Here is a 15,909-nt window from a genome sequence, read left to right as displayed (position 1 = left end):
TAAATGCATTTTTTCCCTATAATTTAAAATATTTTAAGGAGCTTTCATGAAAACTGAATTTTATCCTCAAATCCTCAGTCTTGCACCTGCTTGGAAACGACTTATTGCTTATTTAGTTGATCTTACTTTTCTGCATATACTGGTGATTTTCCTCATTATCAGCACATACGGCCGCGAATTTTCTCTGGTATTTAACTACATCGAACAGCATGGAGCTATGGAATATATCATCAAAGAAGGACTCTTTAAAGATAAACTCGAAATCATTCAAGCCAGCCCAGTTGCTGTTCAAAATATGCTTTACTTACAACATTATATTTTCACACAGTATTTTTATTTAGTATTCGTATTTTACAATGTAGTATCGATTATTTATTATGCTTTATTTTGGATGGGTACGGGTCAAACTCTCGGTGCTAAATTACTCAACATTAAGGTTATTTCCGTTAACGGAGAACCAATTTTCTTAGCCTCCAGTATTATGAGATCGTTAGGTCTGAAAATTATTGAAATGTGTTATGGCATACCGGCACTTTTCATGATTAATCCTATTTATAAGCAGTATTTTCATGATAAAATATCAAATTCGGTAGTCATAGAAAATAAAGACTGGCAAAATATTATCTTTGAGAAACCCGAAAATGGAAAAGCTGCAGAAAATATAGAGAATCATTAACAAAATATTAGTCCAAAGGAATCGAAATACCAATTTCGCTTTCTTCTGTAAACTGTTCTACCACAGCTGCCGATGTCAAACCTAAAATACCTGCTGCTATCAGAGCTGAACCAATAATAATATGTTTCACCATTTTTTGGTTGCGCTTATGATTATGTATCGTATGAACCATATATCTTTTCTGTTCTTCAGTAGGAGCAGGTATATCACTGTGATGATTACGATAAAATTCTTTTAGCAGTTCGTCCATAGTATGGTCGATCAGCCGGTATTCTTTGTTATGCATGATAGACTCCTTCGGTCATAAGCTTTTTAATTTTTGAACGTGCTTGATACAAGCGGTTTTTGATAGCGGTTTCTGTAGTATTTAACATACTAGCAATTTCCTTAATCGGATAGCGCTCATAATAATAGAGATCAATAACTTCTTGCATATCTTTGGTCAGAGACCCGATCGCATAATCCAAAAACGAGCGCACAACAACGCTACTTTCTGTATCACCAGAGTCGGGAATTGTTTCGATACCTTCTTCATTTTCACCGAAGACGGCAATATTTTTCTTATCTTTAGCGCGCTTTTTCGATACCTTAAACGCGTAATTCAACACAATACGGTATGCATAAGTAGAAAATTTTGCATCACCTTTAAAGCCTTTCAAGCCTTTATAGATCAGCAAAAAGGCTTCATTAACATAAGCATCCAACTCATTCATTGGCAGCTTCAAAATACGACGCAAAATTGACACTACCATTTTATAATACGCTTCGTAAATTATACTAAATGCTTCATTATCGCCATCTTTTACGCGCTCGATAGCATTTTGAATTTCAAGTTCGGTAATTTCCTCAATCTGATTTGCAACCAATTCCGTGCCCTCCCAATCTTTCTATAATAAAGATAATGAAAGGCACTTAGAAGGTCAAATTATATTTTTTTATTCTGGATACGGACAGCGTTAAGGATCGCTAGCAGAGCAACACCAACATCTGCAAAAACAGCTTCCCAAAGCGTCGCTAGCCCGTAAACTCCCAACACCATCACTAAAATCTTCACAGTGAATGCTAAAATAACATTTTGAAGTACTACCTGACGTGTATATTTTGCAACTTTAATTGCATCTGGAATTTTAGAGGGTTGGTCCGTTTGAATAACAATATCTGCTGTTTCAATTGCCAAATCACTCCCCATAGCTCCCATTGCAATGCCGATATCACTGAGAGCCAATACCGGTGCATCATTAATACCATCCCCAACAAATGCAATTACTTGATGTCCTTCCTGTTTCAAATTAGAGACAAAATCAGCTTTATCGATAGGCAACAAATCGCCATAAGCTTCATCAATACCTATTTCACGAGCAACTTCCTGAGTTATTTGAGTTTTATCACCGGACAGCATCACAATTTTAATCCCATATTCATGCAGCTTTTGAACCGCCTGAAAAGCATCTTCCTTAATTTCATCAGACAACACCAACGAACCCAAAAATTGGCCGTCTCGAGCAAGAAAAACCGTTGTTTTGACTGTTTTAACAAGATCTTCTGGAATTTGAACGCCATATTTCTTCATCAATCCTGCATTTCCAGCAAGCAATTCAACTCCATTGAGAAATCCTTTAAGCCCATGACCTGCCACTTCTTCGGTTTCTGAAAGCTTTAATAACGGTATATTATGAGTTTCTGCATACTCAATGACAGCACGTGCAATAGGATGATTACTTTTTTTCTCTAAAGAAGCCACCATGGATACAAATTCTTCATTGCTGACATCTTTTGTTCTGATATCTTGGACAGTAAACACACCTTTCGTCATTGTTCCTGTCTTATCACAGACCAATATGGTTAATTTTGTCATTGCTTCGAGATAATTACCTCCTTTGAATAAAATACCATTCCGTGATGCCAGGCCTATCCCGCCAAAATAGCCCAGCGGCACACTAATCACCAACGCACAGGGGCACGACACTACTAAAAAAATTAATGCACTGTAGAGCCAGTCTTTGAAAATATAATTCGGTACAACAAAGTAAGGAACAACAATAATCAACAACGCTAAAGCTCCGACAGTGGGAGTGTAAATTCGCGCAAATTTACGAATAAAAGTTTCTGTAGGTGCTTTATGCTGGGATGCATTCTGAACCATATCTAAAATCCGGGACAAAGTACTGTCGGCATAAAGCTTAGTAACTTGCATTGTAATTGTTTTATTAGACGCAATCATACCAGCCAGCACAGGCTGACCCTTTTCTATTGAACGCGGCATACTCTCGCCGGTCAAGGCTGACGTATTAAAAAGAGCTTCATTGGTCACCAAAATCCCATCTAAGGGGGCACGTTCACCAGTTTTAACCTCAAGTATCTCACCGATCACCACTTCCTGAGGAGGTCGAGCAGAAATCACACCGTTTTCCACTACATATGCAACATCAGGACGTACATCAAGAAGTGCTTTAATACTACGTTTTGCTTTGTTAACTGCCAATTCTTGAAATAATTCGCCTACCGTGTAAAAAAGCATCACAGCAGCACCTTCGGAAAATTCTCCGATAATAAAGGCTCCTAGGGTTGCCGTAACCATCAGAGTAAGTTCGTTAAAAAAATCATGGCTACGAATACTAACTAACATTTCACGAATTACTGGCAGGCCTACCAATAAAAACGCTCCAAAATACCACACCAAACGCACTTCAAACGGCTGGAAAAAGTCCAGCTGTAAATGCTCTATTACCATACCGGATGCAATCATTAAAAACGAAAGCACTGCAGGCCAGACTTTCTTAAGAGTTTCATGATTTTGGTTTTCAGGTTCGCAACTTTGATTATTTGTACAACAACAATTCATAAGGTTCTCCTTAAGGATATTTTCATTGTAAAATAAGCATTCCGTCTCCGTAGCTGAAAAAACGATACTGCTGAAGAATCGCTTCAGCATAAGCATGGCGGATGTTATCAATTCCAGCGAAAGCTTGCACAAGTAGTAATAAAGTAGATTGAGGAAGATGAAAATTCGTGATCAGGCCATCAATCATACGAAATTGGTAGCCAGGTTTGATAAAAATATCAGTCTCTCCACAAAACGCTTTATTTCCAGATGCCTCCAAAGCCCTGCAGACTGTTGTTCCGGCAGCAATGACACGTTTTTTTTTATTTTTTGCCTGCAGACATAATTGTATTGTTTCATAGGGCACAGAAATTTTTTCTTTATGCATTTTAAAATTTTCGGGAAGCTGATCCATCGGTTTAAATGTACCTAATCCGACATGAAGTGTCAACTCGGCAACCTGAACCCCTTTATTTTTAAGGGATTCAAGGATTTTCTGAGAAAAACGAAGCGAAGCAGTTGGAGCTGCTACCGACCCATAATATTTAGCAAACAATGTCTGATAACGCTCTTCGTCCTGAAATGAATATAATACTTCAGAACGCTTTTTGCGCTGCTCGATGATATACGGGGGCAAAGGCACCAAACCTATCTGATCAGCCCTTTCTGCACTAAAAGGTTCTTCAAATCGGATGCGCCGAAGACCACTATCTAACACTTCCATAACTTTAGCCCTTACGCAGTTAGCAACAATAATAAGATCTCCTTTCTTGAAACGTCGGGCTTTTTTCAGCATTGCTGTCCAGGTGTAAGGATTTTCGGCTTCAATTAGCAGCATTTCTGATTCAAGATCACTCCGGACCAGCCGAATTGATAGACGGGCTTTAAAAACCTTACTATTATTGACTACCAAAACATCCCCTTCATTAAGGAACAACGGCAATTCTGTAAACATATAATGATTGAGTTTGTTGTGATTTATTAGCATCAAACGATCGCCATCACGTTCCGGAGCAGGGCTTGTAGCGATGAGATTTTCAGGAAGATCAAAATCCAAAAAATACTCCATAAATCCTCTCTAAAAAAAACCCCCTCCTTTTTGGAAAAGAAGAGTTTTGAGTTATGATAATTCTACCATTTTGAGAATGATCCTCACCGTATCAACCAAATCCACAATACGGATATATTCTTTTGTACTATGAATTTCTTCCATGCCAACACTCAATACGGTAGTCGGGATACCCATTCCAGCATAAATATTTGCGTTAGTGCCACCGCATGATGCCTCATAAGAAGCTTCAATACCTACTTCACGCAACGCACGGGCTGCAAATTCAACAATAGGGGTCGACTCATCAAAATTATAACCGTCATTGGTTTTATTGATCATACATTCAATCGAAACTGCTTTCGGTTTGACTGCATCGACAATTTCTAAAATTTGATCTCGAATCGGAAAACATTTTTCATGGATTAAAGATCTAAATTCACCAATAATTAAGGTTTCTGCAGGCACAACATTCCTTGCTTGCCCACCCTCAACAATACCGACATTTGCAACCGTATCATCTGCCAAACGCCCGGAAGGAAGCTGCATAATAATTTCAGCAGCCAGTTTAATTGCATTGATACCTTTTTCGGGATTCATTGCTGCGTGAGCTGCTCGACCTGTAATTGTAATACGATAATCATAGTGGTAAGGCGCTTTTGTGGTAATGGTTCCTACAGGACCGCCGCTGTCCAATACAAAACCATAGTCGATTCCCAAAAGTTCCTCTTGAGGAATATTTTGCGCACCGACTAATCCAACTTCTTCAGCAGAAGAAATAATGAAAACTAAATCTCCATGTGGTAATTTTTTTTCTAAAATAATATCCAACGCGCACAGCATCGATGCAATGCCACATTTATCATCAGCTCCTAAGATTGTAGCACCGCTAGAACGGATAATGCTGTCTTCAACAACCGGCAAAACATTATGACATGGCAAGACTGTATCAGCATGTGCATCAAAAAATAATGACTTTTTAGATGCATCTGTTGCTGGCAGTTTAATGATCATATTTTCGGTACAACGTCCGTCAAATTTTGAAGAAACGTAAGAGATTCTTCGAACTTCTGCATGTTTTCCCTTGAGATGATTTTCAATGAAATCGAATACAGGTTTTTCTTCAAATGATGGTGATGCAATTTTTACAAGTTCTAAAAATAACGAAACAACTTTTTCTTGAAAATATTCTGACATAACTGCCTCTTTATTTATCTGAAAAAATTCTAACATAAATATTCAAAAAAATCAAAATTGCGAACGCTTGCGAAAAAGAAATTTTCTGATTATAATATAAGATAAGGAGGGATCTGTGGAAAAATCATTACGTATGAACATACAAGCTCAACTCTCCGGGCAAACCATAAAACAAATAACGATTTCTGCTGATATCACTCCCGAGCTTTTAGATTTGCTTAATCAAAACTCTTCAATTCAAATTTTCTCAAAGTTTCCCGAGCTTTCTTTACATGAACACAGTTTTTTAAATTTTTACAAAAAAAAATTCAAAAATGTAAAAAAAAATTACATTATTTTTGATGCCCCTTTTGAATCTGAAATCCTAGATTTTATCGGAACAGTACCTACTTATTTTTCTATTGACAGGAGTCCGGCTATTTCGATAGAACGCTCTCCTAGACTATACTGTCCTCGGATATTCCTTAACGCATCCGTTGGAACATTACAGTTGCTTAAAAACGATTCCCTCTTGATACCCCATCTATTCCAGCCTTATGTTATTAAAAATAATACTCTTTACCCTGTCTACACATTTCTTATGCCCGAACAATTGGAAAATTTATATCAAGGTTCTTACAGCATAAGCTGGGAAGAATCAGAAATGCTCATTCGGAAATTACAAGAACAACCAAAATTATTCGCAAAAATGCTCTCGGCTCCTCGTATTGTCGAACCACCAAAAATCAATCCAATACTTGAATTTAACTACTCCACCGACAAAAAATATGAACTTAGTTTATTTATCGAAGCAGAAATAAATAATCAAAAAAAACATTTTTTTTTAGATCTAGAACGAACTCAAAAAAATATTAATCAGAAATTACCTTTAACATTTGGAAACACAGAAATATTAGTAAAAATAGATAAAAATCATCCCGCATACCACAATATTGAAAATATTACCAAACAAAGTTTCCAAAACTTTTACAGCGTTTTAGGGGAAATCCAAGGTAATAAAATTGTGACAAGCGACCGCAGTAATCTTTTTGGGCAATATCTGCCTAAAATTTCTAACGATACGGAAATCTACCGTAAAAACAAAAATACAAAACTTCATTTTATTTTGGTTCAAGATCAAGCATCCATTGTGATCAAAAATAAAAGTTCAGTACCTTTGTTTGGCAGCACAGACTGGCTCTCGATTGATTTTTCATATGACAGTCGGTCTATTAAACTATCATTGAAAGATTTAGAAAAAATACTACATCAAGGCTTCATCGAAAAGGACGGCACATTAATTGCGCTTCCTGAAGAAGAAAATGACAATCTTGCAAAATTGCTTAGCCTTGGCAAAAAAAATCCAAAAGACGAGGAAATCCAAGTACAAGGCTCATTTCTGCCATGGATTTTAACGCTCTATCCCAACGCAGAAATTCCAACAGAATGGCAAGCGCTTCGTGATTTCGTTCATGAACACAAAGTCCCGGAAATCTATCTTTCGGAATATGCAGAGACTATTCTACGAGACTATCAAAAAATCGGAGTTAAACGTTTATCTTTGATGCATCATTTTGGATTTGGATCCGTGCTTGCTGATGAAATGGGACTCGGAAAAACACTTCAAGTTTTGGCATTCCTGGACTTACAACAAACACAAGGTCAAACATTAATTGTCACGCCCAGCTCTCTTACCTTCAACTGGCAGGCTGAAATTGAAAAATTTTTTCCCAACCGTTTCAAAACACTAATTGTTAACGGTACAAAAACGGAACGTGAAGAAAAAATAAAAAAAAGCAGAAATGCCGATATCATTATTACTTCCTATCATATGTTGGGTATTGATTTAGAACAATATAAAGATCTGAATTTTGGATTTTTTATCATCGACGAAGCTCAGCATATTAAAAATAAAAAATCCAAACGTTCTAAAAGTGTTAAAAAAATCAAAGCCCGAACAAAAATTGCAGTCAGTGGAACCCCTCTTGAAAATAATATTTCAGAACTTTGGTCCATTTTCGATTTTGTAATGCCGGAATTTTTGGGATCAGCAAAGAGTTTTTCTCACGATTTCGAAGAGCCTTTAAAACAATTTGACCTTGAAAAACGAAAAAATACTTTATTACAGCTGCATAATATGACCAGTCCGTTCATTATTAGGCGAACAAAAGCAGTAGTTTCCAAAGAATTGCCTCCTAAAATTGAACAAACTATTGTTACTGAACTTACAGATAAACAAAAAAGCCTTTATATTCAAACTTTATCAAGAATTAAAAATCATTTTTTCACCATGATCGAGGAAAAAGGATTTAATCAATCACAAATTGATTTTCTTTCTGCTCTCACAAAGCTCAGACAAATCGCATTGCATCCAGCACTGGTTTATCCCGAACTAGAAAATTTAGAACCCGAAATAATTTCATCTAAAATGTCAGCACTCAAGGAACTTCTTGATGAAGCATTTGATTCTGGACACCGTGTTCTCATTTTTAGCCAATTTGTATCCATGCTACAGCTCATTAAAAAAGAATTAGAAAAAGAACAAATTTCATACCTCTACATCGATGGAAAAACAGCTCATAGAGTAGAATTAGCAGATTCGTTCAACCAAGCAGAAATTCCAGTATTTTTGATTTCGCTGAAAGCCGGAGGAGTTGGCTTGAATTTAATGGGAGCAGATACAGTTGTTTTATTTGATCCATGGTGGAATCCCTCTGTAGAAAATCAAGCAGTAGACCGAGCTCATCGCATTGGGCAGGAAAAAACCGTCAATGTTTATCGGTTGATGACAAAAGGTACGATAGAAGAAAAAATTTACAATTTACAACGGAAAAAAGACTTTTTATTTGAAAATATCATGCAGGAAGATGCCAATTTCGGAGCATTTTCCAAGGAAGATTTACTATCCTTGTTGAGTGACGATTTCCTTGAACAAAGTTAATAAACAAAATTTTTGCCGACAAATTCTAAAGCAACCAGCAATGCCAAAATCCACAAGCATCAAGAACGTCCAAATTTTGACACTTCAAGACACTCATATTCAATTTTATTTTTATCAAGCATATCAACTAAATCCAAACTATCTTGTTTTAGCATAATAATATCATTTGCACCTACAGCAATAAAAAAATTGGGTATATTTTTATTTTTGAGTACATTTTCAAAATAAGCATGATAACTGTTTTTATCCCACAATTTTTGATTAATCGGTGTACCATAAACATAACGCCGCTAAGGAAGGCTAAGCAAAATATTTAAAGCTTTTGTAGGTGGCTTTCCAAGAGCTGTTATTGCCGACGAAAAAATAAACACCATTTCGAAATACCTGGGATCATTCAATGCAAAAATCAATGCGCCATGCCCCCACCGAATAACCTCCAAGAGCACGCGCTGATCTTTTATTAAACACAGGAAAGTTCGTTTCAACATAAGGAAACAAATCATTAATAAAAGCAGACTGCATATTAGTACCTTGAATATCTGCATACCAAGTATCATGGGAACGTGGAAAAATTACAATCGTTTCTGGAATCAGTTGAGCAGGAATAGCCCGATCCAAAATTTTTTTTTAGCTTTTCCTTTACAGGTCCATGTCTTATGAGTACCATAAGCACCATGAAATATAAAAATTACAGGATATTTTTATCTATAGAGTAGTTTTTAGGATAATATATAAAATAATCCCCATTTCGTCCCAGCTCTTTGGAATAAAAAGATTCAGTTTTTATAATTCCTTGTTCCTTCTATGGAATTTCCATTTTAAGAAAACAAGATAAATTTCTATCTTGAATTTTTGATTCATCATGACAAACACTCAGTATAAGCAATATCAATAAAAATCCCACACAGATTCTCCAAAAAAATCTTCCTCGTCTGAGGGGAATTTTTATGTATTTTCCTTTCTGACAATATCTTTAACTTTCATCAAACGGGAAAGATTAGAACGTTCTATTTCATCGAGCTTCATTGTAATGAATAGAATCATTTCCTTAGTATGAGGAATTAGTCTGTATTCTAAGGCATTAACACGTCTTCGGGTTTTTTCAATTTCAATAGCAAGCAACTCTACTAATTTTTCAGCTTCAGCAAGCTCAATTAATTTAAGCGTAACACCAGAAAAAATATCCAAAGCAGAATCAACTTCTGCCGAAGTCCCGACAAGACCATATTCATGCATTGAGCCTTCCTGTTCAAATTCAAAAGCAGGCGACCGAACACCTAATGTATTAACAACATGCACTTGCAATTTAATTTCCGCACGCGAAGACTCAAATACCATATCTGCTGTTGCCTGATCCATAACCCCTCGGGCAATCATAAAATATGAATATGCCCTTTTAAGTTCACGATCTGCCTGTTCACGGAGTTCCTTTACTTTATGCACCTTTTCCAAAAACATTTTCGTCAATGCATCTTGTTTATCTTTTAATAATTTATGACCACGCGTTGCTGTACGAAGTTTTGCTTTTTGATTTTGCAGTTCCATCCGATTAGGATTCGCTTGTATCACTTGCTACTCCTATTTTTTTTCTTTGTCGGTATATTCTTTCAAATAGGCATCTTTATATTCTTGTCGGATACGTTTGAGTTCAGCAACTGGCAATTTTGCCAGAAGTTCATAACCAATACGCAATGTATCCTTAATAATATCACGATTTTCCGACTCCCCTTGCGCCACAAAACGACGTTCATACCCATCCACAAAGCTAGCAAATTTCTGATCATCCGGTGTTAATGCACCTTCACCTAAAATTGCTTCAAGTTCTTTTGCTTCCTTTCCACGCGCATATGCCGCAAAAAGTTGGTTCGCAACATCAGCATGATCTTCACGTGTCTTGTTTTTACCAATGCCCTTATCCCGAAGTCGGCTCAACGACGGCAAAACATCTACAGGAGGATAAATCCCTTTTGCTTGCAGCGAACGCGATAAAATAATCTGACCTTCAGTAATATAACCAGTAAGGTCAGGAATAGGATGTGTTTTATCATCTTCAGGCATCGACAAAATCGGAATCATTGTTACTGAGCCTGTTTTACCGTTGACTTTCCCAGCTCTTTCATAAAGAGTGGCTAAATCTGTATATAAATATCCAGGATATCCACGGCGCCCTGGAACTTCCTTACGTGCTGCTGAAATTTCGCGTAACGCTTCTGCATAATTTGTCATATCAGTTAGAATTACCAAAATGTGCATGTTATGTTCAAATGCAAGATATTCTGCTGCTGTTAATGCCATACGTGGTGTAGAGATACGCTCAATTGAAGGATCATCAGCTAAGTTAATAAACATAACAGTACGTTCAATAGCACCAGTTTTCCTAAGGTCGTCCATAAAAAATTCAGCTTCTTCATAAGTAACACCCATGGCTGCAAACACAACCGCAAAATTATCACCATCTTTAAGAGTTCGTGCTTGACGAGCAATTTGCGCTGCAAGACGAGCATGAGGTAATCCCGAACCAGAAAAAATCGGTAGTTTTTGCCCACGAATTAAAGGACTCATCCCATCAATGGACGAAACCCCTGTTTGAATAAATTCGTCCGGATAATCCCGACTGAACGGATTAATTGATGCACCATTAATATCCAAGTACTGATCAGGAATTAAGTCAGGAGCATTATCTTTAGGTTTGCCGGAACCATCAAAAACTCGTCCTAACATATCCAACGAAACCGGAACAGATAATGTTTTTCCTAAAAAGGTTACTTTCGTATTAGCAACATCAATTCCTTGAGTCCCTTCAAATACCTGAACTAACGCTCGATCAGTTTGAGTTTCTAAAACTTTACCGTTTCGTTTTGTACCATCAGCAAGTTCGATTTCTACAAGTTCCTCATATTTAACATCAGAAATTTTTTCAACAATAAGAAGAGGCCCTTCAACCCCGCGGATTGTGCGGTATACTTTAAGCATTATTACCTCCTGTACTTAAGCCGGCAAATTCTTTATCGATACTGTCATTTAGTTTTTTGAAAAATTCGTCCTTTTGGGCTTCCAAAACATATTTCATTTCAGGAAAAAATTTATTACATTCTAACGCTTCAATTTGAGAAAATTCTACTCCTGATTTAATTGCTTCCATACCTTTATTATAGAATTTAACAATAGCTGAAAGCATCGCTACCTGTTTTTGAATAGATGTATAGGTATCAACATCATGAGTAGCATTTTGATGGAGGAAATCCTCACGAACTTGTTTCGATACATGCAAAACTAAACGTTGTTCACGGGTCAGCGAATCAATCCCAACAAGCCGTACAATCTCTCTCAGCTGTGCTTCTTCTTCAAGCAGTCTCATACCAACCGCACGCGTCTCAGACCAATCTTCCGAAACATTAATACGCCAATAATCTGACAGCTGATCCACATAAAGCGAATAACTTTGGATCCAATTAATCGCAGGAAAATGGCGTTGATAAGCCAGAGATGAATCTAAAGCCCAAAATACTTTAACAACACGGAGAGTGTTTTGAGTGACAGGCTCAGAGAAGTCTCCTCCTGGAGGTGACACTGCACCAATAACCGAAACAGAAGCTTCTTTACCTTCTTTTCCGAGAATTTCAACAATACCCGCTCTTTCATAGAAAGTAGCAAGACGTGACCCCAAATATGCCGGATAACCTTCTTCACCAGGCATTTCTTCAAGACGTCCACCCATTTCTCTCAATGCTTCCGCCCAACGTGAAGTAGAGTCGGCCATAATGGCAACATGATATCCTTGATCACGGAAATATTCTGCCAAAGTGATTCCAGTATAAATAGAAGCTTCACGAGCTGCTACCGGCATATTGGACGTATTTGCAATTAACACTGTCCGATCCATCAAAGGTTTGCCAGATTTCGGATCGATCAATTCAGGAAATTCTTTTAATACGTCAGTCATTTCATTTCCACGCTCACCACATCCAACATAAACCACCACTTGTGCTTCGGACCATTTTGCCAACTGATGCTGTGTGATGGTTTTACCGGATCCAAAAGGTCCAGGAATAGCAGCAGTTCCGCCTTTAACCAAGGGAAAAAACGTATCAATAACACGTTGGCCTGTAATCATTTGAACACGAGGAGAAAGCTTTTTCTTAACCGGACGAGGAATCCGCACCGGCCAGTAGTGTGACAAATGAACCTCAACATCTTTACCTGTTTTTTCATCTGCAATGATGCCAACAACTTCACGCACTGTAAACGAGCCACTATTTAATTTTTTCAATACGCCTTTCACACCATATGGAACTAAAATTTTTGTTTCAATTAAAGCAGTTTCTTGGACAGTACCTAAAATATCACCAGCTTCAAGAACATCTCCTTCTTTTACAGTAGGTTTGAATTCCCATTTTTTCTCACGATCCAAAGCTGGAACATCAATCCCCCGGGCAATAAAAATACTACCGGAAGCTTCTTCGATCGCTTCAAGCGGACGCTGAATCCCATCAAAAAAGTTGCCGATAAGTCCCGGACCAAGTTCTACTGATAACGGCTGTCCAGTAGAAATCACAGGTTCTCCAGGTCCAACACCGGATGTATCTTCGTATACCTGAACAAATGCTTTATCTCCGTCCAAGCGAATAATTTCACCAATCAGCTGCATATTGCCGACTTTAACCATGTCATACATTTTTGTACCGGTCATCCCGCTGGCAACAACAAGAGGACCTGTCACTTTGACTATTTGTCCTTGTTCTTTCATTTAGTTTCCTCCCTTTTGGGCAAAAATATCTATCCCGATTGCACGCGTCACTTGTTCGCCTAGCCGCTTCAAAGCAATACCACCTTGACCGCTAGCACCAGGAATAGGGGTAACAGACACATCTCGATAATGATTATTAACATCTGCTACCACATCAATAACAGGTTCAGCAAGATTTTCTTCAACAAAAATAATACCATAAATGCCTTCCGAAGCCAAACGTCGGAGTGTTTCTGCTAATTCCAAAGGCGATTCCGCTTGAAACGAATCCGCGCCTATCGTACGAAACGGCAACACAGTATCTTGACCACCAATGACGGCTATTTTTTTATTCAACATGACGCACCCTACCTTTAATAGATTCGACGCTCATACTATTAAGTTTGCCGATAATAATCAACTTTAAGTTCTTGAGTTCGATATCAAGTAAGCGTAACATTTCTTCAACTACCGCAGGACCTTGACCAATAAATGAAAAATTACGGACTATTTTTATCAAAAATTCGTCTATTTGTTTTTCTAGAATAGTACAAGACCGCGTGTTCACCCAAAAATCTATGCCCTCACTAAGTGTTTCTGCATAAGCAGTTTCTCGAACAAAATCAATAAAATCTTCTGCAGGAAGAACCGCCTCTTCAAAAAGTAATTCCGAGCTAATATACCCACCAGGTATAATAATTTCAAGTATTTGATCACGTTCTAGATCCATTTTTTTGGCACGAAAAATATTTTTTATATTTTCACAGTCAATTTCTTTTCTATACAAATCTAAAATCTGACTATAATCATGCGCATTTTGAATGAAAGCTTCTTTAAGTAAATCAAGCCTATAAATATAAAAAGCACGATCTATTAAAAAATCTATCTGCCGCACATCATCTCCAGATATTTGCTTTAATTCAATTAACGCTTGCTCCACGGGCTTTGGAAGTTCATTATAAAGCTCATGCTCAACAATTGTATACATTTTTTCAGCAGGAATAGCCCCTTCATCTGATAGCCTATCCCATACAACTTCCTTTTGCATCGACTTAGCCTTATACAAAAGTTTAAGATTGTTCAAATCCATTTTAAGAGCATGAACTTTTATGATGCCTGGATCAGGAATCATTGATTTAATCTCATTAAACCTTGTACGGTAAAAATTGTCGAAAATCTCGGCAAAATCCTTTAAAGTGTGCCCTTGAAACAACGGTCCATAAACAGTATCTTCAAGAGACTTTGCTAATGTTTCAGCATTGGGAGTTTCAGCAAGCGCCACAAAATCACTATCCGTTAGTGCGTAAACTTTTCCAGCGCGTAAAAGTCCGCTTAAATATCCCCAAGTCGACATAAACTACCTCACAAAGAGCAGATCAGCTACAGGTTTTTCAGTTTTTTCTCTGATAAGCGCAAATAATATATCTGCTGTAATATTAACAAAAGAATCTTCTTCTTTCAGGAGAACTCCTCCTTCGAAATCCCCGGATTCTTTTGAAAAAGTCAACTGTCCACTACAGGACTGATTGACAGATTCCAGCCATTGAGCATCAAGTCTTTTTTCATTTTTGCCCACAATAATAGTTTCTTTTTTTGTTTCTACCGATTGAAGCACAAGTTTTTCCATAATTTCGGGATAATCTGCCGAGGACAAAAATTCATCTTTTGCTTTAGTATAAACTTGATTAATTCGGAAACGTTTTTGTTCGAGTATTTTATTAGCAACAGTCCGTCTGGCATCAATGACCAAACCACGCTCGAGATTTTCCGCTATATTTTGAATATTACGTTCGTGTTCTTCTTTATAAATCCGAGCATTTTCTTTGCCAGCCTGTATGATTTTGTCAGCATCTTGTTGCGTAATCTCCAAAAGTTTAGCTCTTTTCTTTTCTGCGTCGGCAATAATTTTTTTTCTGATATCTTCTAAGCTCATGCTTTTCTCCTTACGGTCCTACAAGAGCCCCATAAGAAGTATCGATGCCAGCAACCCAAACACCGCAAAAGTTTCAACCATCGCAGGAAGAATAATTGCTTGACCCATTTGTTTCGGACGGCGCGCAATCAATTGCATCCCCGTAGCGCAAATTTTCCCTTGCCACAGACCAGAAATATAACCAGAAACAGCAACAGGCAAAGCAGCAAAAAGCAGTCCTAACCCTACCGTAAAACCAGCCGCATCAGGTGTCAGATCGCTAACACGGCCGAGTACCATAAACGTATAAAGAAGTCCATAAATTCCCTGAGTCATTGGGAGGGCTTGCAAAACCAGAACGCTACCAAATTTTTTAGCATCTTCGGTAAGAACAGCATTTCCAACTTCACCGGCCATACCTACGCCAATACTAGATCCATAACCACCGCCGAAAGTTGCCAGCGCAGCTCCTAAGATCGCAAAAACCAATCCCCAATTGACTTGACTGAGCATACTTGGGGAAGAAATCCCTATTTCTTGAGCAAATAAAGGTGCAGCAAAAACTGTAGCAAAAATTGAAAGAGTAAGTGTTTTCTTCATGGAAAACCT

The 15,909-nt window shown here is 37.6% G+C and carries 16 protein-coding genes; 2 read left to right on the top strand and 14 right to left on the bottom strand.

Annotated features, from left to right (window positions below):
* Positions 1–46 precede the first annotated feature (46 nt).
* A complete protein-coding gene (locus tag BM018_RS02185) occupies positions 47–676 on the top strand; it encodes an RDD family protein (protein ID WP_092318010.1) in 630 nt (209 codons plus the stop codon).
* Positions 677–683: 7 nt separating this feature from the next.
* On the opposite strand, the gene BM018_RS02180 is transcribed toward BM018_RS02185, so the two are convergent.
* The 5 genes from BM018_RS02180 to BM018_RS02160 are packed head-to-tail and all read right to left on the bottom strand — an operon-like array spanning position 684 to position 5,742.
* Entirely contained in the window at positions 684–962 is a 279-nt protein-coding gene (locus tag BM018_RS02180) for a hypothetical protein (protein ID WP_092318007.1), read from the bottom strand.
* Positions 955–1,542 carry an RNA polymerase sigma factor gene (locus BM018_RS02175; protein WP_092318004.1) on the bottom strand — a complete coding sequence of 196 codons (588 nt, stop codon included), beginning with the start codon at positions 1,540–1,542 and terminating at the stop codon, positions 955–957. The genes BM018_RS02180 and BM018_RS02175 overlap by 8 nt, the downstream gene beginning before the upstream one ends.
* A gap of 59 nt (positions 1,543–1,601) precedes the next feature.
* Positions 1,602–3,518 (bottom strand): heavy metal translocating P-type ATPase, encoded by a 1,917-nt coding sequence (locus BM018_RS02170; protein ID WP_159428135.1) that lies wholly within the window; start codon positions 3,516–3,518, stop codon positions 1,602–1,604.
* A gap of 22 nt (positions 3,519–3,540) precedes the next feature.
* Positions 3,541–4,566: a tRNA preQ1(34) S-adenosylmethionine ribosyltransferase-isomerase QueA gene (gene queA / locus BM018_RS02165; RefSeq protein WP_092317998.1), complete on the bottom strand. Its 1,026-nt coding sequence runs from the start codon at positions 4,564–4,566 to the stop codon at positions 3,541–3,543.
* A 51-nt stretch (positions 4,567–4,617) separates the two neighbouring features.
* Positions 4,618–5,742 carry a M20/M25/M40 family metallo-hydrolase gene (locus BM018_RS02160; RefSeq protein WP_159428134.1) on the bottom strand — a complete coding sequence of 375 codons (1,125 nt, stop codon included), beginning with the start codon at positions 5,740–5,742 and terminating at the stop codon, positions 4,618–4,620.
* Between the two features lie 115 nt (positions 5,743–5,857).
* On the opposite strand from BM018_RS02160, the gene BM018_RS02155 reads away from it, so the two are divergent.
* On the top strand, positions 5,858–8,662 hold the full coding sequence (locus tag BM018_RS02155; RefSeq protein ID WP_092317992.1) for a DEAD/DEAH box helicase: 2,805 nt from the start codon (positions 5,858–5,860) through the stop codon (positions 8,660–8,662).
* 59 nt (positions 8,663–8,721) lie between these two features.
* Here the strand turns inward: BM018_RS02155 and BM018_RS02150 are convergent, their stop codons facing one another.
* The 9 genes from BM018_RS02150 to BM018_RS02110 form a co-directional block, all read right to left on the bottom strand.
* Complete coding sequence (locus BM018_RS02150) at positions 8,722–8,916, bottom strand: hypothetical protein (protein WP_092317989.1); 195 nt, start codon at positions 8,914–8,916, stop codon at positions 8,722–8,724.
* 136 nt (positions 8,917–9,052) lie between these two features.
* The gene (locus tag BM018_RS02145; protein WP_092317986.1) at positions 9,053–9,280 is read right to left on the bottom strand and encodes an alpha/beta hydrolase; all 228 of its coding nucleotides are present in this window, start codon (positions 9,278–9,280) and stop codon (positions 9,053–9,055) included.
* A gap of 327 nt (positions 9,281–9,607) precedes the next feature.
* Positions 9,608–10,231, bottom strand: a complete 624-nt coding sequence (locus BM018_RS02140) for a V-type ATP synthase subunit D (RefSeq protein WP_200778555.1) — start codon at positions 10,229–10,231, stop codon at positions 9,608–9,610.
* Positions 10,232–10,240: 9 nt separating this feature from the next.
* On the bottom strand, positions 10,241–11,638 hold the full coding sequence (locus BM018_RS02135; RefSeq protein WP_092317983.1) for a V-type ATP synthase subunit B: 1,398 nt from the start codon (positions 11,636–11,638) through the stop codon (positions 10,241–10,243).
* A complete protein-coding gene (locus BM018_RS02130) occupies positions 11,628–13,409 on the bottom strand; it encodes a V-type ATP synthase subunit A (RefSeq protein ID WP_092317980.1) in 1,782 nt (593 codons plus the stop codon). The genes BM018_RS02135 and BM018_RS02130 overlap by 11 nt, the downstream gene beginning before the upstream one ends.
* Entirely contained in the window at positions 13,410–13,748 is a 339-nt protein-coding gene (locus BM018_RS02125; RefSeq protein WP_092317977.1) for a V-type ATP synthase subunit F, read from the bottom strand.
* Positions 13,738–14,742 (bottom strand): V-type ATPase subunit, encoded by a 1,005-nt coding sequence (locus BM018_RS02120; protein WP_092317974.1) that lies wholly within the window; start codon positions 14,740–14,742, stop codon positions 13,738–13,740. The genes BM018_RS02125 and BM018_RS02120 overlap by 11 nt, the downstream gene beginning before the upstream one ends.
* A 3-nt stretch (positions 14,743–14,745) precedes the next feature.
* Entirely contained in the window at positions 14,746–15,321 is a 576-nt protein-coding gene (locus BM018_RS02115; protein ID WP_092317972.1) for a V-type ATP synthase subunit E, read from the bottom strand.
* Positions 15,322–15,339: 18 nt separating this feature from the next.
* Complete coding sequence (locus BM018_RS02110) at positions 15,340–15,813, bottom strand: V-type ATP synthase subunit K (RefSeq protein WP_092318206.1); 474 nt, start codon at positions 15,811–15,813, stop codon at positions 15,340–15,342.
* Positions 15,814–15,909 lie beyond the last annotated feature (96 nt).

Origin of the sequence: Brevinema andersonii (assembly GCF_900112165.1) — a bacterium.
GTDB classification, from domain to species: domain Bacteria; phylum Spirochaetota; class Brevinematia; order Brevinematales; family Brevinemataceae; genus Brevinema; species Brevinema andersonii.
This window is presented reverse-complemented; position numbering and strand designations above follow the sequence as displayed.